22 protein-coding genes and 1 pseudogene are annotated in these 21,736 nt (G+C 65.0%); 11 read left to right on the top strand and 12 right to left on the bottom strand.

Going from position 1 to position 21,736, the window contains the following annotated elements:
* Positions 1–100 precede the first annotated feature (100 nt).
* From LQ144_RS04005 to LQ144_RS03995, 3 genes are all read right to left on the bottom strand, one after another.
* Positions 101–241, bottom strand: coding sequence for a hypothetical protein (locus LQ144_RS04005; RefSeq protein ID WP_230117273.1), 141 nt, complete (start codon positions 239–241; stop codon positions 101–103).
* Between the two features lie 349 nt (positions 242–590).
* A complete protein-coding gene (locus LQ144_RS04000) occupies positions 591–1,598 on the bottom strand; it encodes a sugar phosphate isomerase/epimerase (protein WP_230117272.1) in 1,008 nt (335 codons plus the stop codon).
* Positions 1,595–2,773, bottom strand: a complete 1,179-nt coding sequence (locus LQ144_RS03995; protein ID WP_230117271.1) for a Gfo/Idh/MocA family oxidoreductase — start codon at positions 2,771–2,773, stop codon at positions 1,595–1,597. Before LQ144_RS03995 ends, LQ144_RS04000 begins: the two co-directional genes overlap by 4 nt.
* A gap of 153 nt (positions 2,774–2,926) precedes the next feature.
* Between LQ144_RS03995 and LQ144_RS03990 the strand changes: the two genes are divergently transcribed.
* Positions 2,927–3,937: a LacI family DNA-binding transcriptional regulator gene (locus LQ144_RS03990; RefSeq protein WP_230117270.1), complete on the top strand. Its 1,011-nt coding sequence runs from the start codon at positions 2,927–2,929 to the stop codon at positions 3,935–3,937.
* Between the two features lie 61 nt (positions 3,938–3,998).
* On the opposite strand, the gene LQ144_RS03985 is transcribed toward LQ144_RS03990, so the two are convergent.
* Positions 3,999–4,925: an AraC family transcriptional regulator gene (locus tag LQ144_RS03985; protein WP_230117269.1), complete on the bottom strand. Its 927-nt coding sequence runs from the start codon at positions 4,923–4,925 to the stop codon at positions 3,999–4,001.
* Between the two features lie 275 nt (positions 4,926–5,200).
* Between LQ144_RS03985 and LQ144_RS03980 the strand changes: the two genes are divergently transcribed.
* From LQ144_RS03980 to LQ144_RS03940, 9 genes and pseudogenes are all read left to right on the top strand, one after another.
* Positions 5,201–6,550 carry a sugar ABC transporter substrate-binding protein gene (locus LQ144_RS03980; RefSeq protein WP_230117268.1) on the top strand — a complete coding sequence of 450 codons (1,350 nt, stop codon included), beginning with the start codon at positions 5,201–5,203 and terminating at the stop codon, positions 6,548–6,550.
* Positions 6,551–6,629: 79 nt separating this feature from the next.
* Complete coding sequence (locus LQ144_RS03975) at positions 6,630–7,598, top strand: sugar ABC transporter permease (protein WP_230117267.1); 969 nt, start codon at positions 6,630–6,632, stop codon at positions 7,596–7,598.
* Entirely contained in the window at positions 7,595–8,536 is a 942-nt protein-coding gene (locus tag LQ144_RS03970) for a carbohydrate ABC transporter permease (protein WP_230117266.1), read from the top strand. The genes LQ144_RS03975 and LQ144_RS03970 overlap by 4 nt, the downstream gene beginning before the upstream one ends.
* 39 nt (positions 8,537–8,575) lie before the next feature.
* Positions 8,576–9,634, top strand: a complete 1,059-nt coding sequence (locus tag LQ144_RS03965) for an NAD(P)-dependent alcohol dehydrogenase (RefSeq protein WP_230117265.1) — start codon at positions 8,576–8,578, stop codon at positions 9,632–9,634.
* A gap of 127 nt (positions 9,635–9,761) precedes the next feature.
* The gene (locus tag LQ144_RS03960; RefSeq protein ID WP_230117264.1) at positions 9,762–10,763 is read left to right on the top strand and encodes a carbohydrate kinase; all 1,002 of its coding nucleotides are present in this window, start codon (positions 9,762–9,764) and stop codon (positions 10,761–10,763) included.
* A gap of 103 nt (positions 10,764–10,866) precedes the next feature.
* Positions 10,867–11,790, top strand: a pseudogene (locus LQ144_RS03955) (hypothetical protein); the annotation flags it as partial.
* The gene (locus LQ144_RS03950; RefSeq protein ID WP_230117318.1) at positions 11,711–12,736 is read left to right on the top strand and encodes a LacI family DNA-binding transcriptional regulator; all 1,026 of its coding nucleotides are present in this window, start codon (positions 11,711–11,713) and stop codon (positions 12,734–12,736) included. The pseudogene LQ144_RS03955 and the gene LQ144_RS03950, both read left to right, overlap by 80 nt.
* A gap of 83 nt (positions 12,737–12,819) precedes the next feature.
* Positions 12,820–13,251, top strand: a complete 432-nt coding sequence (locus LQ144_RS03945; protein WP_230117263.1) for a nuclear transport factor 2 family protein — start codon at positions 12,820–12,822, stop codon at positions 13,249–13,251.
* A gap of 103 nt (positions 13,252–13,354) precedes the next feature.
* Positions 13,355–13,726 carry a VOC family protein gene (locus tag LQ144_RS03940; protein WP_230117262.1) on the top strand — a complete coding sequence of 124 codons (372 nt, stop codon included), beginning with the start codon at positions 13,355–13,357 and terminating at the stop codon, positions 13,724–13,726.
* A 69-nt stretch (positions 13,727–13,795) separates the two neighbouring features.
* Here the strand turns inward: LQ144_RS03940 and LQ144_RS03935 are convergent, their stop codons facing one another.
* From LQ144_RS03935 to LQ144_RS03930, 3 genes are all read right to left on the bottom strand, one after another.
* Positions 13,796–13,960, bottom strand: a complete 165-nt coding sequence (locus LQ144_RS03935; RefSeq protein WP_230117261.1) for a hypothetical protein — start codon at positions 13,958–13,960, stop codon at positions 13,796–13,798.
* Between the two features lie 140 nt (positions 13,961–14,100).
* The gene (locus LQ144_RS22940) at positions 14,101–14,235 is read right to left on the bottom strand and encodes a hypothetical protein (protein ID WP_290369708.1); all 135 of its coding nucleotides are present in this window, start codon (positions 14,233–14,235) and stop codon (positions 14,101–14,103) included.
* 158 nt (positions 14,236–14,393) lie between these two features.
* Positions 14,394–14,981 carry a hypothetical protein gene (locus LQ144_RS03930; RefSeq protein ID WP_230117260.1) on the bottom strand — a complete coding sequence of 196 codons (588 nt, stop codon included), beginning with the start codon at positions 14,979–14,981 and terminating at the stop codon, positions 14,394–14,396.
* Between the two features lie 214 nt (positions 14,982–15,195).
* Here LQ144_RS03930 and LQ144_RS03925 point away from each other — a divergent pair, with 214 nt between their 5' ends.
* The gene (locus LQ144_RS03925) at positions 15,196–15,924 is read left to right on the top strand and encodes a hypothetical protein (RefSeq protein WP_230117259.1); all 729 of its coding nucleotides are present in this window, start codon (positions 15,196–15,198) and stop codon (positions 15,922–15,924) included.
* 18 nt (positions 15,925–15,942) lie between these two features.
* Here the strand turns inward: LQ144_RS03925 and LQ144_RS03920 are convergent, their stop codons facing one another.
* The 5 genes from LQ144_RS03920 to LQ144_RS03900 form a co-directional block, all read right to left on the bottom strand.
* The gene (locus tag LQ144_RS03920) at positions 15,943–16,899 is read right to left on the bottom strand and encodes a sugar kinase (RefSeq protein ID WP_230117258.1); all 957 of its coding nucleotides are present in this window, start codon (positions 16,897–16,899) and stop codon (positions 15,943–15,945) included.
* Positions 16,896–17,582 carry a bifunctional 4-hydroxy-2-oxoglutarate aldolase/2-dehydro-3-deoxy-phosphogluconate aldolase gene (locus LQ144_RS03915; RefSeq protein WP_230117257.1) on the bottom strand — a complete coding sequence of 229 codons (687 nt, stop codon included), beginning with the start codon at positions 17,580–17,582 and terminating at the stop codon, positions 16,896–16,898. The genes LQ144_RS03920 and LQ144_RS03915 overlap by 4 nt, the downstream gene beginning before the upstream one ends.
* 97 nt (positions 17,583–17,679) lie before the next feature.
* Positions 17,680–19,068, bottom strand: a complete 1,389-nt coding sequence (locus LQ144_RS03910) for an MFS transporter (RefSeq protein ID WP_230117256.1) — start codon at positions 19,066–19,068, stop codon at positions 17,680–17,682.
* Positions 19,069–19,169: 101 nt separating this feature from the next.
* Complete coding sequence (locus tag LQ144_RS03905; RefSeq protein ID WP_230117255.1) at positions 19,170–20,222, bottom strand: alcohol dehydrogenase catalytic domain-containing protein; 1,053 nt, start codon at positions 20,220–20,222, stop codon at positions 19,170–19,172.
* Complete coding sequence (locus LQ144_RS03900) at positions 20,219–21,736, bottom strand: mannitol dehydrogenase family protein (RefSeq protein WP_230117254.1); 1,518 nt, start codon at positions 21,734–21,736, stop codon at positions 20,219–20,221. The genes LQ144_RS03905 and LQ144_RS03900 overlap by 4 nt, the downstream gene beginning before the upstream one ends.

Raw genomic sequence — 21,736 nt, 5'->3', positions numbered from 1 at the left:
CGAGCTTGCCGATACCACAAGCGGTGAACCTTGGTCCGAGGCCCCGTGATGCCAGCAATTACTGCGGCAGTTGACGTGCCGAAGGGCTCCAGCCGATCGGCTAAGGCTCGTTGCCGCTGATCGAAAAGCCGCTGTCCCCTTCGCCGTCATCCTTGGAGACATAGGCAGTGAAGTCCGCAAGCGACATGAAGCAGTAAAAGTCACTGTAGCGGTACTTCGATTTCTCTGCTGTCGTGGCCACTTTGGCTACCTTCACTTTCACAGTCCGTTGGTTAGCTGCCTCTTTGTGCCAATATTCCGTTGCCCCGATCAAGGTTTGCGGCAGATATCTGCAATGTTTGGGCAGAACTTCGATGCTAAAAAGTGAGAAAGGAACTGACCCCCGCGGCGCGGCAGCAGTTATCGGCGCCGGCGTATTCACTGCTCGAGTTTTTTGGAGTCAACGATCGGGCGAATGACTATGCGGAACTTGATCTTGGGGATCGAAAGATCAAGCTGATCCCGACGCGATGACGCCGCCTCCGTGGACTGGTCACCCCACTGCCGAGGAGCGTTCCGCGTTAGGCCGCCGTGACGGCGGCCCAACGTTCCTACGCCGAGATGCTCAGAGCGGAGTCAGCCTCCTTCAGAACCTTGGCTGCGACTTCGAGGCCTTCGATGCGGCCGAGCTCGACGTCTTCGTGTTCGATGTTGACAAGCATGTCCGGGTCCACCTCGTGGAGGGCGCGGAGGAATTCGGTCCAATAGGCGACGTCGTGTCCCTTGCCGAGGGCAACGAAGTCCCACGCGGCCGGCTTGGGCCATTCGTTGGCCCACTCGTCGCCGCCGAGGTTGGTGCGGTTCTCTGCGGGGGACAGGCGGCGGAAGCGGTTGTCGAGGACGCCGTAGACGGCCGCTGTTGCGGTGTTGACGCGCACGTCCTTTGCCGCTGCCTGGAACACCAGGGGGCCGAGTTCGCGGATCACGGCCACGGGGTCCATTTGCTGCCAGAAAAGGTGTGAGGCGTCGAGCTCAACGCCCACGTGGGTGGCTCCGGTGAGGTCCACGAGCCTGTACACGTCAGCCGGGTTGAACACGAGGTTCTGGGGGTGCAGCTCCAAGGCGACCTTGACGTCCAGGTCGCGGGCAAGCCGGTCAGTTTCTCTCCAGAACTCTGCGGCGACGCCCCACTGGTAGTCGAGGACATCCAGCGCCGCTGAGTTCCAGGCGTTCACGATCCAGTTCGGCACGGTTGCCCCGGGCTCGCCACCCGGGAGACCGGACATCGTGACCACCCGGTCCTGTCCGAGGCGGTGGGCGAGGCGGATGGAGCGGCGGATGTCTTCGGCGTGCTTGTCCCCGATGATGCGGTTGGGGTGCAGGGGATTGCCGTTGCAGTTCAGCCCGGCGATCGCCACGCCTGTGCCTTCGAAGATGGCGAGGTAGTCATCGCGCGCTGCGTCGCTTTCGAGGATCTCGTCGAAGGTGGGGATGTGAACCGGGGGCAGGAACCCGCCAGAATTGACTTCGATACCCGTCAGTCCCAGGTCAGCGATGACTTTCAGGGCTTCGGGGAGCGGACGGTCGTGCAGGACTGCGTTGTAGACGCCGAGTTTCACAGGGTTACCTTCTTTCCGGAGCCGAGCGCCGACTCTGCGACTGCGCCGAGCAGTTCCATGTTGTGCACGCCTTCATCGAAAGTGGCGCAGCGCGGAAGGGACGAAGCCTCGTCGAGGCCTGCGACTTCATCGAGGAAGGCTCTGGCCTGGTAGCCGAAGGCATCGTTCTGGCCGAAGCCGACGCTGGGGGCGTCCATGGCGAGGCCGCCGGCGAGGTAGGGGTGTTCGGGGCCGAGGATGACCTGGCGGTAGCCGTTTTGGGATGAGGGGCCGGAGTTGAGGAAGAGTTCGATTTCAGCCGGGCGGCGCTGGTCGAACCTGGCGGCTCCGTTTTCACAGAAGACTTCGAAGATGAGGCTGTTTGCGTGCCCGGCGGCGACACGCGAGACCTCGAAACCGCCGGAGCCGTGGTCGAACTCGGCGGAGAAGGCTGCATAGTCGTCGTTTTCGACGGCCTCGTAGGTGTCGCTGACAGCGGCGTGGTCGTGTCCCATGACGGCGCCGAGGGGGAGGGGACGCTTGCCGATGGCGGTGCTGAAGCGTCCGCCGCTGATCGAGCGGATGTCGCCGCAGAGGAATTCGGCGACGTACGCCAGGTGGGAGCCGACGTCGGCCAGGGCGCCGGAACCCGGGCCGCCCTTGTAGCGCCAGCTCATCGGTGCATCGGGGCTGAAGCCGTAGTCCGTCCAGTAGCGGCCGCTGAAGTGCAGCACGTTGCCGAGGGTTCCGTTCCGTATCAGGTCGCGGATGTACGCGATACCGGGAGTGCGGCGGAAGGTGAATCCGATCCGGGCAATGGACGAAGCGTTGCGGGCCGCTTCGGCCATTGCCCGGGCATCTTCCAGGGTGTCGCTCAGCGGCTTCTCGCAGAGCACGTGCTTTCCGGCGGCGAGGAGGCCCTCGACGACTTCGCGGTGCAGCGAGTTGGCGATGACGACGCTGACGACGTCGATATCATCGGCTTCTGCGATGGCCTGCCACGACGTGTCGTTGCGTTCGTAGCCGAACCGCTGTGCTGCGATTGACCCAATCTCGGGATTGACGTCACCGATGGAGACCAGCCGGACGGGCGGAAGGACGGGGTTGTAGAGCGTGGAGGCGGTGCGGAAGGCGGCGGCGTGAGCCTTGCCGGCCATGCCTGCACCTATGACGGCGATGCCGAGATCTTTGGGCATTAACTTCTCCTTCGAAACTTAGCCGGGGCGTTGCCCGGCTCAGCCGCTACGACAGTATGGAATCAAAAATGGAGCGCTCCAGAAACACGATAGGACCGGAACTTTGTCCTGTCAATCTATCGAATGTCCTGTGTCATGGGTGACAATGGCAGGGTGACGCAGGAAACCGGTGCCAGACGCCCGAACATTTACGACGTGGCCTCCGCGGCCGGGGTATCAAAGTCCCTGGTCTCCTTGGTGCTGCGCGGTGCGCCTGGTGTCTCCCCTGCGCGGCGGGCTGCGGTTGAGGAGGCTATCGAACGGCTGAACTACCGTCCGAATCGCGCTGCCGCGACGCTGGCCGGTAACAGATCGCGCACCATTGGTGTTGTCCTTGATGATTACCGGAACCTCTGGTTCGTAGGGCTGTTGTCAGGTCTGCACGAGCAATTTGCGCCGCTGGGGTTCCGCGTTGCCGTCGCCGATCCCTCCTTCAATGCCCACCTGGACCGGACACCCGTGGATGGTCTCATGTCACTGCGTGTGGATGGCATCGTGATCGCAACCGAACCATCGGAGGAGATGTTCGCGGCTCTCGACGTTCCTGCGGTTGTCGCCGGCAACCGTGACATTCCCGTTCCGGGGGCCGACGTCGTGGCCAATGACGATCTGGTGGGGAGCCGGCTCGCCGTCGAGCACCTGGTCGGACTGGGCCACAGGGAAATCGGGCACGTCACCGGCGGCGGAGGCGCCGCCCGTTTACGCGCGCAAGGGTACGAAGCCGCCATGCGTGAAAACGGACTGCGGCCTCATATCAAGGAGGGCCAAGGACTCACAATGGAGTCCGATGGCTACCAGGCATCGCTGAAGCTGCTGGATCAGAACCCATCGCTCACAGCAATTTTTGCGGCCAACGACACCATGGCGCTCGGTGCAGCCGGCGCCGCCCGCGACAGGGGTCGGCGTATACCCGAGGACCTGTCCCTCATCGGTTACGACAATTCGCCTTTGGCGTCGGCCAACCTGCTGCGGCTCACCACGGTCGACGGCCGCAACGAGGAGGTCGGGGCCGGGGCTGCAAAGGCACTGCTGGACCGCATGAAGGATCCGTCGGCGCCGTTAAGAACAATGCTGGTGGAGCCGGAACTGGTCATTAGGGCCTCGACGGCGGCAGTTACGGTGTGACTGATAAGTTCCGCACCGGGACCGTCAGGGCTCGGTATCTCGCAGGCTCCCGTGCGGCGGCTCAGCCACTCTGGACTCGTTGGCGGTAGTGCCGGGGAGTTTCACCGGCATCGTTGAGGAAATGCCGGTTGAAATTGGACAGGTTCGAGAAGCCCACTTCGTAGCAGATGTCGGAGATGGCTTGGTCGCTGCGCTCAAGGAGCCTCCGTGCATGGGCCAGACGGAGTTTGCGGACGAGGCCACTGAAGTTCTGGCCGGTGGCACGTTTGAAGTATTTCGAGAACGTCGGCTCGGACATTCCCACCAGCGCCGCCGCTTCGGACATCTTGACGCTGCCGGCATGATTGCTGAAAACGTATTCGAGGACTATGTCCACCACGGCCGCTGCCTGGCCATCCAGCTGGGGCCGGAACCATTCGTCGGCAAGGTAGCGTCGTTCCTCCTGCGGTGCCTGAGCAAGAATTGCAAAGAGTTCCAGGAGGTGATGAAGCCGCTCCAATCCGGAGGAGGCACCCATCGCCTCGATGGATGTCGCTGCCCTGCGGGCTGACTTCCCCAGGAATTCGATCCCGCGTGCGGACTGTTCCAGCAGGGGTTTGATCTCGGCCATTTCCGGAACAATCGAAGCTGCTTGCTCGACCCATTTTCCGTCAAACTGGATCACGGCATCGCGCCCATGGAGGACTTCTCCGGGCTCAAGGTCGCTGACCCAGTCGTGTGGCAGCCCCGCTCCCACCAGGGACACCTGACCGGCCTCAAACGTGCCGATGTGGTCTCCCACAATGAATTTTCCGGTGCCTTTCCGGATCAGGTGGATCTCGTATTCGGGATGGTAGTTCCAGCGTGCCAGCGGACTGGGATAGTCATGCTCGTGCCACCGGACCGAATGGTTCGGATCGGCCGGAATGACTTCCCGGTTGGCGCGCATGCCCAGCAGTCGTTCGGCAAGCCTTGCGGCTGCGCCGTCGCTCGGATCTGCAGCGCTCATGGTCGTTCCCCGTGCCTTCACTCTATGAAATAAGGACAGCGCCACGGGCGCCTTCCCCAAGGTTAGCCCCTACATCGAGCATCGTCTTGGGAAAATTAGTATCAGAAAGTGGCAACCAAGACGCTAGTTGTGCCCTGTCCCACAAGCCTAATGTTGAGGAACATCAGCGCGGCACATCGGATTCCCGGTCCCAGGCCTCGCTCCAGTCCGATCCTTCGACACAGCAGTTGGAGTGTGGTGACTGTGCACCCCCATGAAGAACAAAGGAGTCCTTAATGCGCTCAAAAATGCGCGCTGCCTCACTGGCCGCCGGAGCAGTTTGCCTGGTCCTGTCCGCTTCGGCCTGCTCCGGTGCCGGTGGCGGCACGGCTGCCGGTGATCAGAACAGCATTAACGTCCTGATGGTGAACAATCCGCAGATGGAGGACCTGCAGCGGCTGACGGCGGATAACTTCACCAAGGACACCGGCATCAAGGTGAACTACACGGTGTTGCCGGAAAATGATGTCCGGGCCAAGATCAGCCAGGAGTTCTCCAGCCAGGCCGGCCAGTACGATGTTGCGTCCCTCTCGAACTACGAGATCCCCTTCTATTCCGCGAACAACTGGCTGGCGCCGCTGGACAATGTCGCGAAGGATGCCCAGTTCAACCAGGGCGACATCCTTCCGGCCTACACCGCCTCCCTCACGGGCAAGGACGGCAAGCTGTACGGGGAGCCGTTTTACGGGGAGTCTTCCTTCCTGATGTACCGCAAGGACATCTTCGACGCCAAGGGCCTGACCATGCCCGAGAAGCCCACGTGGGACCAGGTTGCTGACCTCGCGGCGAAGGCGGACGGTGCGGCTGCGGGGATGAAGGGCATCTGCCTGCGCGGGCAGCCGGGCTGGGGCCAGGTCTTCGCGCCGTTGACCACGGTGGTGAACACGTTCGGCGGGACCTGGTTCGATAAGGACTGGAACGCGAAGGTCAACGCCCCCGAATTCACCGCGGCGACCGAGTTTTACACGAAGCTGGTGCGGGAGCACGGTGAGGCGGGGGCCGCGCAGGCCGGGTTCACCGAGTGCCTGAACAACATGAGCCAGTCCAAGGTCGCCATGTGGTACGACGCGACGTCCGCCGCCGGTGCCCTGGAAGCGGACGCGTCCCCGGTGAAGGGCAAGATCGGTTACGCCCAGGCCCCGGTGAAGAACACGAAGTCCTCCGGCTGGCTGTGGACCTGGTCCTGGGGTGTCCAGGCTGCGTCGAAGAAGCAGGACGCTGCCGGCAAGTTCATCGCCTGGGCCAGTTCGAAGAAGTACGAGGAACTGGTCGCCTCCAAGCTCGGCTGGGCGAAGGTCCCATCCGGCAAGCGCATCTCCACCTACGAGAACGCCGAGTTCCAAAAGGCGGCCCCGTTCTTCAAGGCCGAACGCTCAGCGATTGAGAACGCGGACCCGAAGAACCCCGGAGTGCAGGAACGCCCCGTCGTGGGCATCCAGTTCGTCGGGATCCCCGAATTCGCTGATCTGGGCACCACGGTCTCCCAGGGTGTCAGCTCCGCCATCGCCGGCCAGGGCAGTGTCTCAGACGCTCTGGCCAAGGGCCAGGACGCCGCACAAAAAATCGGCGACAAGTACAAGAAGTAACCAGTACACGAAGTAATCATCCACCAACCGGTTCCGTGGCCCGCCTGACGGGCGGGCCGCGGGACCGCAGGAGAGCATCATGACTACCGAAACAGCGCGCCTTCCCCGTTCCGGGCACAGCGCACCCAAACCATCCAAGACCGCCAGATCACGTGAACGCGCTCTGGCCTGGGCACGGCGTGCGCCGCTGCTGCCGGCCCTGATCTTCCTCATCATCGTCACCCAGCTGCCGTTTGTGGTGACGCTGGTCATCTCGTTCCTGAACTGGAACAGCCTCCGCCCGGACCAGACCGGATTCGCCGGCCTGGAAAACTACCTCCAGGTCCTGACCAACGCGGACCTGCGCCAGGCGATCTTCACCACCATCCTCCTGACCGTCTCGGTGGTCCTGGCCAGCCTGGTCATCGGCCTCGGACTGGCGCTGCTGCTGGATAAGAAGTTCATCGGCCGCGGCCTGGCCCGGACCCTGCTGATCGCCCCGTTCCTGGTGGTCCCGGTGGCCGCTGCCCTGATCTGGAAGCACGCCCTGCTGAACCCGACGTACGGGCTGATCAACGGCGCCCTGACCTGGATCTGGTCCCTGTTCGGCTCCGACACCCCGCCGCAGCCGGACCTCCTGTCCCAGGCACCGCTGGCCGCCGTGATCGTCTCCCTGGTCTGGCAGTGGACCCCGTTCATGATGCTGATCCTGCTCGCCGGGCTGCAGTCCCGGCCGATGGACACCGTCGAAGCCGCGCAGATGGACGGCGCCACCTCCTGGGCTATTTTCCGGCACCTGACCCTCCCGCACCTGCGCCAGTACCTGGAACTCGGCGGGCTGCTCGGCGCAATCTACATCGTGCAGAACTTCGACGCCGTCTTCACCCTCACCTCCGGCGGCCTGGGCACCGCGAACCTGCCCTACGCGATCTACCAGACGTTCTACTTCGCCAACGAATACGGCCTGGCCTCCGCCGCCGGCGTCGTGGTGGTCATCGGCACCATCATCGTGGCCACCTTCGCCCTGCGCACCGTATTCTCGCTCTTCAAGAAGGAGGCAGCACGATGAGCACCCTCACCCCCGCCACATCCCAAAGCACACCCCGCAGCCCTGTAACAGGCCCGAACGCCACCGGCACCCGCCGCGGATTCGGAAAGTCCGGCCGGGGCAAGTCCCGGATGGACCCGACCCGGAACAACACCGCCGCCGGCATCGCGGCCTGGCTGCTGGCGCTGCTCTTCGCCACCCCGGTCCTGTGGATGATCCTGACGTCCTTCCACTCCGAAACCGACGCCGCCACCAACCCGCCCTCGATCGCGGCCAACCTCACCCTGGACGCGTACAAGGAGTTCTTCGGCGCCAGCTCCGGCGTGAGCCCCTGGCCGCCGCTGATCAACTCCGCCACCGCCTCGATCCTCTCCACCGTCCTGGTCCTGGTCCTGGCCATCCCGGCCGCCTACGCCCTCTCGATCCGGCCGGTGAAAAAGTGGACGGACGTGATGTTCTTCTTCCTCTCCACCAAGATGATGCCGGTCGTCGCCGCGATCCTGCCGCTCTACCTGTTCGCCAAAAGCACCGGCGCCCTGGACAACATCTGGTTCCTGGTCCTGATGTACACCTCGATGAACCTGCCCATCGCGGTCTGGATGATGCGCTCCTTCCTCGCCGAAGTACCGGTGGAAATGCTCGAGGCCGCCGAGATCGACGGCGCCGGCCTGCTGCTGATACTCCGCACGATCATCGCCCCCGTGGCCATGCCCGGCATCGCCGCGACCGCCCTGATCTGCTTCATCTTCAGCTGGAACGAACTGCTCCTGGCCCGCGTCCTCACCGGCGTCATCGCCGGCACCGCCCCGGTCTTCCTCACCGGCTTCGTCTCCAGCCAGGGACTGTTCCTCGCCAAAGTCTGCGCCGCCGCCGTCGTCATCTCCCTCCCGGTACTCTTCGCCGGCTTCGCCGCCCAGGACAAACTCGTCCAGGGCCTCTCACTCGGCGCCGTCAAATAACCGGCCACCCCCACTTTCGATTCGCAGAGGATTACTTCGATGACAACACCCACCGCCCAGACCGTCACCCCTAGCACGGACGTGCCCGCCACGATGCGCGCTTCCGTCCTGAAGCGCCAGGGAGACATGGCCATGGAAACCTTGCCCGTTCCGCAACTGGAGGCCGATCAGGTCCTGGTCCAGGTAGCCGCCGTCGGCGTCTGCGGCAGCGACGTGCACTACTACGAGCACGGCCGGATCGGCGATTACGTGGTGGACCACCCGCTCATCCTCGGCCACGAACTCTCCGGTCGGATCGCCGCCGTCGGAAGCGCCGTCGACGCTGCCCGCATCGGCAAGCGGGTCGCCGTCGAACCCCAGCGGCCCTGCCGGACATGCAAGCAGTGCAAGGCCGGCCGGTACAACCTCTGCCCGGACATCGAGTTTTACGCCACCCCGCCGATCGACGGCGCGTTCGCCGAATACGTGACCATCCAGAGCGACTTCGCCTACGACATCCCGGTCAGCGTCAGCGATGAGGCAGCCGCCCTTATCGAACCGCTCTCCGTCGGACTCTGGGCCTGCGAACGGGCCGGCATCAAGCCCGGCAGCCGGGTCCTGATCGCCGGCGCCGGCCCGATCGGCATCATCGCCGCCCAGGCCGCCCGCGCCTACGGCGCCACCGAAATCCACATCACCGACGTCGCCGAAGACCGCCTGGCCTTCGCCCTGGAACACGGCGCCACCCACGCCCTTAACGCCAAAACCTACACGGTCGAAGGCCTGGACGTCGATGCCTTCATCGACGCCTCCGGCGCCCCGCAGGCCGTCCGCTCCGGCATCAAGGCTGTCGGACCCGCCGGGAAGGTCATCCTCGTGGGGCTCGGGGCGGACGACGTTGAACTCCCCGTTTCGTACATCCAGAACCGGGAGATCTGGCTCTCCGGCGTCTTCCGCTACACCAACACCTGGCCCTTGGCGATCCAGCTGATTGCCGACGGCACAGTGGATCTGGACATCCTCGTCACCGGCAAGTTCGCCTTGTCCGAATCCGAAGAGGCGCTCAAAGCGGGCAAGCAGCCCGGCCAGCTCAAAGCCGTCGTCTACCCTGGCCGCTGAAACGCGTCATCGGTGCCGGCCAGCCGGGCAGGAAGGCCCCGCTGGCCGGCATCGCGGCCGGAAAGTCCACGGCGGCCAGGCTCATCCCTGGTCCTGAGCGAAGAATTAACACTGCAAGGAAGCAGCCATGCCATCACATGACACCTCATCCGCCTCTATCCCGGCTGCCGGGAACACCGTCCTGACGGTCATAGGCGAATCCCTCGTCGACATCATCAGTGACCCCCGCCGGCCGGCGGCAAGCCAGGCGCACGCCGGCGGGAGCCCCTTCAATGTGGCTGTGGGGGCTGCCCGCCTGGGCCTGCAGACGAGTCTGGTGACCCATTACGCCGACGACCGCTACGGGCTCATGATCGGCGAACATCTGCGGTCCAACGGTGTCGATGTGATCAACGGTGGGACTACGCCGACATCCACGGCTCTCGCCACACTGGGCCCCGACGGTGCTGCCGACTACACCTTCTCCATCACCTGGGAAATCAACGGGGCGTCGCTGCCCGCTCTGGCCGCCGTCGAAGGTTCCACCCACGTCCACACGGGATCGATCGCCACCGTGCTCCCGCCAGGGGAGCAGGCCACCCTGGTCCTCGCGGAGGCAGCCCGTGAACACGCGACCATCAGCTACGACCCCAACTGCCGGCCCGCAATCAGCCCTAATGCGGCCGCTGCCCGCCGGCAGGCGGAAAAATTTGTGGCTGCCAGCGACATCGTCAAAGCCAGCGACGAAGACCTGAGCTGGCTCTACCCGGACCGGACACCGGACGAAAGCCTGGAAGCGTGGCTCGAACTCGGGCCCGCGATCGTAGCCCTGACGCGAGGAGCCTCCGGCCCGGTCATCCTCGCCCGCCAGGGGCGGGTGGAGATGGCAGCCGAACCCATAACCGTGGCAGATACCGTGGGCGCCGGCGATTCCTTCATGGCCGGGCTCATCTTCGGACTCGCCCAGCTTCAGGCGCTCGGCGCCGGCGGCAGGCAGCGGCTGCAATCGCTTACGCCGGAACAGCTGCACACCGTCGCCGCTTACGCCAACCGCGCCGCGGCGATCACCTGCTCCCGGCAAGGTGCAAATCCGCCCCGCTCCGCGGAACTCGGCCCGTTGCCCGTGCCGTCAATGGCCCAGGAGCGCTGACAGCATGAGGACCCTCAACAGCACCACAGCAACCACGGCCCACGCCTCCCTGGCCACACCGGGCTACGACCGCTCCGGGCTGACCGCCGGGATCGTCCACTTCGGCGTCGGAGATGTGGCCCGGAAGATGTTCACCGCCTTTGCAAAGCTCAGGGACGCGGAGCTTAGCGCCTGGGTCGCGGAGAACGTGCCTTTTCCGAACAGCATGGTGCACCGGATCACCCCGGTCACCACGGATACGGACCGTGCCGTCATAGCCGAGGAGTTCGGGGTCGAGGACGTCTGGCCGGTGGTGTGCGAGCCGTTCGAGCAGTGGGTGCTCGAAGACCATTTCAGCCTCGGGCGTCCTCCGTTCGAAGCCGCCGGCGTCCAGATCGTGAAGGACGTCGAACCCTACGAGTTGATGAAGCTCTGCTCAATGCCGGCCATCAGGGGATGTGCTATTTCGGCTACCGCTACGCCCACGAGGTGGCCCAGGACCCCCTGTTCGCCGGGTTCCTTCTCGACTATATGGACAACGAAGCCACCCCACCCTCCAGCCCGTGCCCGGCATCGACCCAGAGGCTTTAAGCACACCCTCATCGAGCGGTTCTCCCACGAGCACGTCCGGGACACCCTGGCCCGACTCTGCACCGAAAGCTCGGACCGGATCCCCCAATGGATGCTGCCCGTCGTCCGCATCAACCTGGAACAGGGCGGGGAAATCCGCCGCTCCGCGGCCATCGTCGCCAGCTGGGCCTTGGACGACCTTCACCGCGGCGGTGCCCGGGCTGCCCTGGAATCCCTGAAATCCCGTTCCCAGGCTGCACGAAGCCCCGATCTCAACGAAGGCAACGGAAAATTATATGCTCGACACAGCCCACATCACCGGTTCGGGCCGGTCGCGTCCAACGATGCGCCACGTCGCCGCTCTCGCAGGCGTGGGAATCAAGACGGTCTCCAGGGTCGTGAACGCCGAACCCAACGTTTCCCAAGAGACGGTTCATCGCGTCCGGGAAGCGATCGAGCGACTGGACTATCAGCCTGACCTGAACGCCGGCAACCTCAAGCGGGCAAACGGAAAGACGCTCACCATCGGGCTGGTCGTGGAAAGCGTTGCCAACCCGATCTCGAGCGCAATTCACCGCGCCATTGAGCAGAAGGCCTGGGAACGGGATACCGCCGTGTTCGCGTCCAGCCACGGGGATGACCCGATCCGGGAGCACGCCATTATGCAGGCCTTACAGCGTCGCCGTGTCGACGGGATGATCCTCACGACGGCCGGCGGGAGCTGCGCGTACCATGCCGAAGGCGCCGCCCGGCGCACCCCGCTCGTGTTCGTTGACCGGGCATCCGGTGGAGTGGGCGCGGACGCGGTCATCTCGGGCGATTTCACCGGTGCCGCACATGCCGCTCGTCATCTCCTCGGTCACGGACACCGTCGCATCGCGTACTGCGGCCCGGGGGACCACCTGGGGTTTCGGAGCGCCCGCGAACGAGAGCGGGGATTCATGGAGGAACTCGGCCGTTGGGGCGTCCCTACTACCGATGTACCCGTCCTCCAGGACCTGGATGATGCGGAGACTGCACAGAACGCGGTCGCAACAATGGTGCGGTCCGGCTCGCGACCGACGGCGATTTTCACCAGTCACGGTCCCTCAACCATCGGCGCCATCAGGGCGTTGCGCGAAGCCGGCCTCCACAATTCGGTCGCCCTCGTCGGATTTGATGACTTCGCCCTCACGGAAATCCTGGAACCCGGTGTTACGGTCGTCGCCCCCGACCCGGAAAGAATCGGACAAATGGCGGCCGAAAGACTGTTCGCGCGAATCGACGGTTCCCGGGCCGAACCGAACACCTATGTCGTGCCGACAACATTGATAGCACGTGGCTCCGGCGAGTTGTGGCCCAAGATTGACGCCCCCCATCGGAAGGGCCGCCGACTCAGCCCGCATGGGCAAGCGGCCGCCGTCGAACGCCAGCGGAACCGGTAGACATCCCTGATGAACGGTGCGACCATGGCCGAACACCGCAGCCACACGGAGGCGTCCGCTCGCAAGCGAGGCTGGAGGAACGAATGACAGGGTCCGATCTCGATCTGATCGTGGAGCAATATCATCGAGCGCTTGATGCATTCGTAAGGGGAGACCCCGCGCCGAACAAGCAGCTGTTTTCCAGGCTGGATGATGTCACGCTCGCCAATCCCCTCGGGCCGCCTGCACGGGGCTGGAGCCAGGTCGAAAACACCATGGAGCGGGCGTCGTCCCAGCTCGCGGAGGGCGAGCCCACCCGATTCGAGCGAATCTCCGGGCATACTGGCACAGACCTGGCCTACATCCTCGAGATCGAACGAACGCGTGCGAAGGTCGGCGGAGCCGCCGAGCCGTCGCCGATATCACTTCGGGTGACGACGATCTTCCGATTGGAAGAGGGAAAATGGAAGATTCTCCACCGCCATGCCGATCCAATAACTTCCCCGAAGCCGATCGAGTCCATCGTACAGACGTAGATTGTCTGGGGAGCAGGACGGGATTCGGGGTAGCATCCGGACAGTTTCGACACAACACAGAGCGGCCGCACCCATGGTTCGGGCCTGCACAAGGAGGCAGTGAATGATCACGGCAACCATGGTGGTAGCAACGGTCCCGGTCACGGACCTCGAGCGTGCGAAGAAGTTCTATGGCGATACCCTCGGCCTCACATTCCTGTGGGAGACCGCCGTCGCCGTCCGGTACCGCTGCGGGACCGCCAGCGAGATTTCCGTGTTCAGGCGCCCGCCCGTCACGACGGAGCATACGCTTGCCCACTTCGAAGTGGACGATATCGAGGCCGTGATCCAGGACCTGGTTGCCAAGGGTGTCGAGTTCCTGGACTACGCTGAAGGGCCGCTTGCCACAACCGGCCACATCGCCCAGCTCGGTCCCGCCCGTGGTGCATGGTTCCGCGATCCCGACGGCAACACCCTAGGGCTCCGCCAAGCATAGGACCAGAGATAGGGGCGAGGCCCGTGGGCAATTTCCCGTCCGGCCCGGTTCGCCGAGCGAACGTCCCGGCTAGGCCCAGGTGTCGGCGCGGGCGGCAATGCGGTCCACGAAGTCCAGGACCGCCGGATGGGCGGGGTTGATGAGGCGGCCGCTGGCCGGAATACCGTCTCCGGGAGCAGTCCGGGCGGACCGGCCGATCGCTCCGGCACCCTGAGCCGAAGGCCGCGGGCCCACGCCTCAGCATCCGGATCGATGGTGAACAGGGCCGGCTCCAAGAGGACCAGTGCCTTAACCTTGTCGGGGAACCGGCAGGCAAGTTCGATGGCGATAAGACCGTCCGCGCGGCGCCCGATCACCACGGCCGGCCCGGCGTGCTACCCGGCCAGGGCGGCCGCGGCGTCGTCGACGTGGTCCACCAGGTCCAGTGTCTCGAACGGCACCGGCGGGGCGCTGCGGTGGAAGCCCCGGCGGCCATAGATGATGCACCGGCCGTGCCGGGCGAGTTCCATGGCGGCACCGTCCACGTCACGGCCGAATCGGGCGTCCTATGAACGCCCAGGACGGGGATTCCTTCGCCCTGCTCCCAGTAGTAGAGATCCACGCCGTTGACGCTGAGTCTGGGCATACCACCAGCGTAGGCGGAGGCCTCATCCCGTGGAAGGCCGCCCTACCCGGCCCCCGCGGACGGCAGGAACCGGCGGTTCCTTATCCGTGATTCGCCGAATTCGACCGCCAGCGGTGCAATTTCCCAAGAGCCGCCGCGCCGGGTCCGTGGGCGGCCCACGGCAATATGGGGTGTCCAACGGGGGTACCTGAAGCCAAGGGCGCGTGAGCCAAGGATAAAGTCATCAACATTGTCCACGAGCAGCTCGTCCAGCAGTTCGTGCAGTGCCTGCACGAGGGAGACCTGATAGTCACGTACCCTCTCGGGCACGTCCACCTCAAGTCCACACACGCTTCCGCCGCCGAGCACGATCAGCTGTTCGGCGCTTCCGGAGAAGCCCCCCAGGGTCGGTAGCCCCTGCAACCAGTCAACCGTCCGGCGGCTGGCGTCCGCGGAACTGGTGACGTCTTTTGTCCACTCCGCGACGTCCAGGGAAAAGTCCTCCAGGACACCGAGGTGAAGCAGGGTCAGGTGCAGCCCCTGCTGCCTCCGCAGCCCCTCGACGTAGCTGCCCAGTTGCTCATAGTCGGAGGGGCCGGAGCCGATGCTGAGAACCGGGACCTCCACCGTGATACGCGGGACTGTATGCATCCGGGCCCCCTGGTGTCCGTGCTGGCCGTTGTCTCTCGGCGCAATTATCCTCTGCGTTCATGGGCCTGTGGAGAGGCCGCCGGCAGGTGTTCACCCCCCGAATTGGGGGACACGGAGAGGGGGGTGTCCCAAGGAAACTCCAAGGTTTTTCCAAGCTCACGGATCAAGCATTAGCCCGAGTGGAACTGCCGGATCAACACAGTGAGGATGTGCCATGAGCAATCTACGGAAACTGGGGGCGGTCGGAAGCCTCGGGCTGCTGATGTCGGGCAGCCTGATCTTCGGTTCAGCACACGCCGCTGTTGCGGCCACCTGCCGCCCGGGAACGGCTGCCCCCACCAGCACATCGTCGGGCAAGATATTGACTGCCACCAACTTCGAGGGCAACACCCTCTCCCCGTTCATCGCCACGAGGTCGGGCAACGGATCGGTGAGTGTTGCCAGCCCGAAGGCCCACTCCGGAACGTGTTCGGCCAGACTCCGCGCGACAGCGGATATCGGATCTGTGGCCAACATCGGCTTGGCGCTGCCCTCGGGAACCAAGAGGGCCAGCGCAGACGCGTGGGTCAACATCACCACAGCCGGCCTTCGGGGGAACAACGTGCCCTATGTGCGGTTCTTCTCCGGGGCTACCCGGACTGCGGATGTGTTCCGCGACAACGGCACCGGACAGCTGTGGCTGAGGGTCACGAATCCCAACGGGACGTTTTCGTACACGAATCTCAAGCCCTCAATCGTCCCGCTGAACACATGGCACCGCGTCCAGATGCAGGTCAGGACGAATGGCGCCAAGTCCTCGATCCAGGTCCTGTTTGACGGCGCCTCCGTGTTTTCCAAGAACGTGGGCTTCGGTGCCACTAGCCTGAGCAAGGTTCAATTCGGAGCCGAGCATCCCCGCCAGATGGGAGACAGCTACATCGATGACGTCGTCGTCAGGCGGTAGTCCTGTCCGCCAGGGATGCTAGCGGGAGACGGGTTCCTTGGCGTCGAGCAACATGAGTTCGCTGCGGCGCGGGAAGCCTTCCCAGTCCCCGGGCACAAGGCAGGCAAAGGCGCCGGTTGCTGCTGCGGTTTGAAGCCTGTCCTCGGGGCCGCGGTCTCCGATGAGTTCGGCCAGGTAGCCGGCGACGAATGCATCGCCGGCGCCGACGGTGTCCACCACCACGACGGTGACTGCCGCCTGTCGGTACACTCGGCCGTTGATCAGCGCAAGGGCTCCTTCCGCACCGAGTTTGATGACAGCCTGGCTGGGCCCGAGTGCGGCTATCCGCCGGGCCAGTTCCTCCGGCTCGGCGGCGCCGACCGCTATCGCTGCTTCGTCGTCTCCTGCGAAGACGATGTCTGCGAGCGGAATGATGTCCCGAAAGACGCTGCTGGCACCTTCGGGTGACCAAAGGTTGCCGCGGAAGTTGAGGTCAAAGGACACCGGCACGCCCGCGGCGCGTGCCGCCAAGATGGCGTATCTGAGGGTTGCTTCGGCTTGCCCGGAAAGGGCCGGCGTGATTCCGCTGACATGCAGCAGGCTGGCGCCGGAAATAAGCTCTGCGTCGATGTCCTCCGGCGTGATCCGGGATCCGGCGCTGCCGGCGCGGTAATAACTGACGCGCTGTGTGGCGGGGGTTCGGCGTTCCTTGATCATCAGGCCCGTAGGGGCGGAAGGGTCGACGGCGACGCGGACGTCGACGCCTTCCGCGCGGATTTCGCGCTCAACGAGCTGGCCGAGCGAGTCCGCCCCCACGCGTCCGCACCACACACTCTGTACGCCGAGGCGTTGAAGACCGATCGCCACGTTGGATTCAGAGCCTCCGATGCCCAGGCTCATGGTTGACGCGTGGGCCAGCGGGCCGACCTGCTCAGCGCGCATCAGGGCCATCGTTTCGCCGAAGGTGAGCACGTACGGTGCCGGGATGGCGCTCATGGGTTCACACCCATCAGCTCTGCGGTCTGCGCGACGAGGTCACGCACGCGCCGCGCCCTAGCTGTGAGCTCCTTGAGGTCCCCTCCCTGGAAGGCGTCTCCGAGGAGGGGGCCGCCGACGCTGACGGCGAGGGCTCCTGCCTTGATCCAACCCGGAACGTCCTCGATATTCACGCCGCCGGAGGGAATCACCTGGATATCGGGGAATGGCCCGCGCAGTTGGGAGACGTAGCCGGCGCCTACCGTGGAGGCAGGGAAGACCTTGACGGCGGTGGCGCCCAGCTTCCAGCCGGCGTGCAGTTCCGTCGGAGTCAGGCCTCCGGGATACACGGGGACACCGCGTCGGACGCATGCTGCGATGACATCGGGATCGGTGACTGGCGTGACGATGTAGGCGGCGCCCAGGTCCAGGGCCGTTTCTGCGTCCGTTGCTTCGGTCACTGTCCCCACACCGATCTCCAACCTTTCGCCGAAACGCTCCTGAAGGCGGGGAAGTTCAGCCCATACTCCCGGGGTGCTCAGCGTCAGCTCGATGCTGAGGACGCCGCCACGCTGCAGCGCCTCGATGACAGGGGCGTAATCGGAGGCGTGACGGGCCCGCAGTACGGCCACCACACGGGTGTCGCTGAGGATGGTGGACGGGGCCGGGCGGGTGAGGATGCCTTGATCGTCGGGGCGCTGCATGGGAATTCCTTTTGCTGTGGTCGGCTGACTCTTGCAGTGGCGGGCTGAAGGCCTGCCCGACGGCGGCTGGTGCCGCCGTCGGGATTTTGCCGTGGTGCTACTTAGCGGTCCGGGTGACGGCTAAGTCAGCCACGACGGCGGTCGCCGGGGCGGCGAGGCCGTCACGGCCGGCGTCGTTGGGGTCCGTCAGGTCGCGGTTGAGGGTCTCGGGGGAGAGCCTGGTGGCAATAAAGCTGACCGCCATGACCAGCGACATGTAGATGGCCACCGGAACCCATGAGTTGCTGAAGACCGCGAGGAGGCCGGCGCAGACCATGGGGGCGATGCCGCCGCCGATGATCGACGAGAACTCACGACCCAGCGTGACGCCTGCGTAGCGGTAGCGGCTGCCGAAGATCTCCGGGAAGTAGCTCATGTGGACGCCCACCACTCCCTGGCAGGCCAGCATGAAGCCGATGATCATCACCAGCATGATCGCGACCGGCGAGCCGGTGGTGAGAAGCATAAAGGCCGGGGCCGGGAAGAGGATGAGCGCCCCGGTGATGATGGAAACCACGCGGCGGCGCCCGATCTTGTCTGAAAGCATGCCGAAGGCCACGGCGGCGCAGCCTCCGCAGAGTGACCCGATGAGAAGGACCTGTGGGATGAATTTGGGATCCGTTCCCACCACGGTGATCAGGTAGGACGCCATGAAGACCTGGATCGTGTACGACTGGGTGCTGACGCCGAAGTTCATGAGAATGACGCGCAGGACGTTCGCCTTGCCGTTCTTCATGACCTCCTTGAGCGGTGCGGGCGGTTCTGTCTGCTGCTGCTTGATTTCCTTGAAGACAGGGGATTCGTCCAGCTTGCGCCGGATGACGAGGGCTGCGATGGTCACGAAGATGCTCGAAAGGAAGACGAGACGCCATCCCCACGTCATCATGTCGTTGGGGGCCAGCGCCTGGGCTGCGATCCAGACAAGGGCGCCCAACGCTGTGCCGGCGGCAGCGCCGACCATGATGAGGGAGGCGAGCTTTCCACGGGTTCCCGCTGTTGCTGATTCGGTCAGCAGTGTGGCACCGCCGGACTGCTCCGCGCCTGCCCCGAAGCCTTGGGCTGCGCGGCAGACGCACAGCAGGATGGGTGCGAGGATGCCAACCTGCTCGAAGGTCGGCAGAAGGCCGATCACCAGGGTTGCTCCGCCCATCAGCAGCAGGGTGACCACAAGAATCCATTTGCGGCCCAGCCGGTCTCCGAAGTGGGAGAAGAAGATCCCGCCGAGCGGCCGGAACAGGAAGCCGACGGCGAACGTGCTGAAGCTGGCGAGCAGGGCGGCCGCGGGCGAAATGTTCGGGAAGAACAGCTTGCTGAAGACCAGCGCTGAGGCCGTGCCGTAGATGACGAAGTCGTAGAGCTCAAGGGTGGTGCCGATCAGGCCTGCCAGAGCCGCCTTGCGCACCTTCCTCTGATCGATTGCAGAGGGTTGGGGATTTCCTGTGGTCATTTCCATACTCCTTTGAATGGATGTCCTGCGGTGATCGAGCCTGGCGAGATGCGGTTTCTTGGTTTCGACAGGCTCAACCAGCGGGACTCGTGCTGGTGAGCTCAGTAAGTGATGATGATTTTGAGGTTGGTGGGGTCGGTGACCGGGGCCGTCAGGGCTTCCGCTGCCGCCGCGAGGGGATATTTGCCGGTGATGATGGACCGGAGGTCCACCGTGCCGGCGGAGGCGAGCGCGATCGCGGCAGGGAAAGCGTTGGCGTAGCGGAAGGCAGTCACCAGATCGATTTCGTAGCGCTGGAGGAACCCGAGCGGTATGCCGTCCACCGTGGGGCGGCCCTGTCCGACGACTGTGGCCCGGGCTGCCGGCGCCAGTGTCAGGATACCGTCGTGAAGGGCGTGGGCGTTGCCGGAGCACTCGATCAGTCGGTCCATGCCTTTCAGGTCCAGTGGGGTTGCCACGGTGTTCACCGTGCGCGTGGCCCCGAACTTCGCGGCTGCGGCCAGTCGGTCGTCGTTGACGTCCGTCACCACGATCTCCGAAGCGCCTCTGGCCGCCGCGACCTGGGCAACCATCAGCCCGATGGGACCGGCTCCCGTGATCAGCACCCGGTGGCCGGCTTGAACCTGGGCCCGCTGGACCGCCCACACGGCAACGGCGAGCGGCTCGATGGCGGCCCCGATTTCTGCGGGGATGGAGCCGGGCAGTTCGTGCAGGGCGGCTTCGGGCACAACCACGTGGCGGGCAAAGAGCCCGTCCGTGGGCGGCGAGCCGAAGCACGTGCCGGCCGGGCAGAGGTTGTACCGGCCCGAGAGACAGGTGGGGCACGTCCGGCAGGGAAGGGCCGGTTCAATGACGACGGCGGTGCCCGCGGCGATGCTTGCGGCCGTTCCTGCCGCGATGACTACGCCTGCGCCTTCATGACCCAGGACCGTCGGCTGGCGGAGTTCATTGGTGCCGTTGCGCCCGTCGGCGTAGTAGTGCATGTCTGAGCCGCAGATGCCGCCGGAGCGCATCTCGACCAGGACGTCGTTGGCGCCGAGCGACTTCAGGGGTCTGTGCTCGATCCGCAGGTCGCGGGCCCCGTGCAGCACAGCTGCTTCGGTGCCGGCAGGCAAGCCGGCGGCGTGGCTGGTGTTGAGGGTCTGGGTGGTCATTGGGTGCTCCCGATGGCTGCGTGGGGGGATGGATCGCTGGCGTCGGCAATGGCGGCGAGCGGTCCGGAGGAGTGGATGATGTCGATCAGCTGACCTGTGCGTTCGATGAAGTCGGTACGTTGGGCCAGTTCTTCCCCGAGGAGGTGGTGGTCCCCGAGGACCATCCCGGCGAGCTCCCGGCCGGAGCGGGAGCGGGCAGCGAGTCCGGCCAGAAGTGGGCGTGCCGGATCCTCCATGGCTTCCGCGTGCGTACCGGGGTTGAAGCCGCCCAGCGGTGCGATGCATGACAGGTAGGCTGCCGTGGTGAGTGCCAGGAGTTGCGGAATACGCCCGTCGTCGAGCATTTGCAGTGCCGGGAGCGGGATCCGCTGGCGGAGCTTGACGGATCCGTCTGAGCCCACCTGGCTGGTGCGGTGGCCCAGGGCCGTGTTCCGCCAGCGGGAGAACAGCTGTTCCTCGTAGGCATCTACGTCCACCCCGGCCGGTACTGAAACGCTGGGGAGGTATTCGTTTTTAAGAACGGAACGGGCGGCCAGTTCAATGTGGGTTTGAGTGACGGACTCCGGAATGGTGGCGGCACCGGACAGGGCACCGAGGTACGCGATGAGGGAATGGGTGCCATTCAGCAGTCGGACCTTGAGCTGTTCGTAGCTGGCCACATCGCTGGAGAAGACGGCGCCGCCCGCTTCCCAGGCGGGACGGCCGGCGATGAAGTTGTCCTCCACGATCCACATGGTGAAGGGTTCGGCCGGGACCGGGATGAGGTCGGCGTAGCCGCGCTGTTCGGCCACGAGCATGCGGTACTGATCGGTGGTGGCCGGCACGATCCTGTCCACCATGGATGACGGGAAGCTGACGTGGGAGTCGATCCAGGCGAGGGTTTCGGCGGCCTCCGCCGCAGGCAGCATGGACGCGAATTCGCGGACGAGACGCTGCGTATGGTGGCCGTTGTCGGCAAGGTTGTCGCAGCTGAGGACGGTGACAGGCTCGGCGTGTGTGCGGGCGCGGCGCTGCAGCCCGCGGACGATCTGGCCGATGGGCGTCCCCGGAGAGATGCAGTTGGCGAGGTCATGCTGAACGGCCGGGTCCTGCAGGTTAAGCGACCCGGTGGCGGGAGTGTAGTTGTAGCCGTTTTCCGTCACCGTCAGTGAAACGATGCGGGTGGCGGCATCCCCGATGGCGGCGATGACACGGTCCGGGTTGCGGGCTGCGACGAACGCGTCCGTGTGGACCTGTGGGACGCTGAACGTGGAGCCTTCGGGCGAGATCTCCACCACTGTGTAGAGCATGTCCTGGGCGTGCATGGCGTCCGGTAGGGCGGAGGAACGGCTGGAGACTCCGATGATGCCCCAGTCGCCTCCCCTCGAGGTGATGGCTGCGTCGGTGTATACGGCCTGGTGGGCACGGTGGAAGTTGCCGAGCCCCAGATGCACGATCCCGGGTGCGGGAGTGGCAGCACGCCGCAGAATGCCGGGCGTTTTGGCGGACAGCGGGGGCGTTGACGAGGAAGCCAC

Origin of the sequence: Arthrobacter sp. Bi83 (assembly GCF_918698095.1) — a bacterium.
GTDB lineage: Bacteria > Actinomycetota > Actinomycetes > Actinomycetales > Micrococcaceae > Arthrobacter.
The sequence above is the reverse complement of the archived record's forward strand: the minus strand, read 5'-3'. Positions and strand labels throughout refer to the sequence as shown.

Coding starts and splice junctions, on each gene's coding strand:
- LQ144_RS03995 (WP_230117271.1), bottom strand. CDS start 2,773: ATGCCCAAAGATCTCGGCATCGCCGTCATAGGTGCAGGCATGGCCGGC.
- LQ144_RS03985 (WP_230117269.1), bottom strand. CDS start 4,925: ATGAGCGCTGCAGATCCGAGCGACGGCGCAGCCGCAAGGCTTGCCGAA.
- LQ144_RS03980 (WP_230117268.1), top strand. CDS start 5,201: ATGCGCTCAAAAATGCGCGCTGCCTCACTGGCCGCCGGAGCAGTTTGC.
- LQ144_RS03975 (WP_230117267.1), top strand. CDS start 6,630: ATGACTACCGAAACAGCGCGCCTTCCCCGTTCCGGGCACAGCGCACCC.
- LQ144_RS03970 (WP_230117266.1), top strand. CDS start 7,595: ATGAGCACCCTCACCCCCGCCACATCCCAAAGCACACCCCGCAGCCCT.
- LQ144_RS03965 (WP_230117265.1), top strand. CDS start 8,576: ATGACAACACCCACCGCCCAGACCGTCACCCCTAGCACGGACGTGCCC.
- LQ144_RS03960 (WP_230117264.1), top strand. CDS start 9,762: ATGCCATCACATGACACCTCATCCGCCTCTATCCCGGCTGCCGGGAAC.
- LQ144_RS03945 (WP_230117263.1), top strand. CDS start 12,820: ATGACAGGGTCCGATCTCGATCTGATCGTGGAGCAATATCATCGAGCG.
- LQ144_RS03940 (WP_230117262.1), top strand. CDS start 13,355: ATGATCACGGCAACCATGGTGGTAGCAACGGTCCCGGTCACGGACCTC.
- LQ144_RS22940 (WP_290369708.1), bottom strand. CDS start 14,235: ATGGAACTCGCCCGGCACGGCCGGTGCATCATCTATGGCCGCCGGGGC.
- LQ144_RS03930 (WP_230117260.1), bottom strand. CDS start 14,981: ATGCATACAGTCCCGCGTATCACGGTGGAGGTCCCGGTTCTCAGCATC.
- LQ144_RS03925 (WP_230117259.1), top strand. CDS start 15,196: ATGAGCAATCTACGGAAACTGGGGGCGGTCGGAAGCCTCGGGCTGCTG.
- LQ144_RS03920 (WP_230117258.1), bottom strand. CDS start 16,899: ATGAGCGCCATCCCGGCACCGTACGTGCTCACCTTCGGCGAAACGATG.
- LQ144_RS03915 (WP_230117257.1), bottom strand. CDS start 17,582: ATGCAGCGCCCCGACGATCAAGGCATCCTCACCCGCCCGGCCCCGTCC.
- LQ144_RS03910 (WP_230117256.1), bottom strand. CDS start 19,068: ATGACCACAGGAAATCCCCAACCCTCTGCAATCGATCAGAGGAAGGTG.
- LQ144_RS03905 (WP_230117255.1), bottom strand. CDS start 20,222: ATGACCACCCAGACCCTCAACACCAGCCACGCCGCCGGCTTGCCTGCC.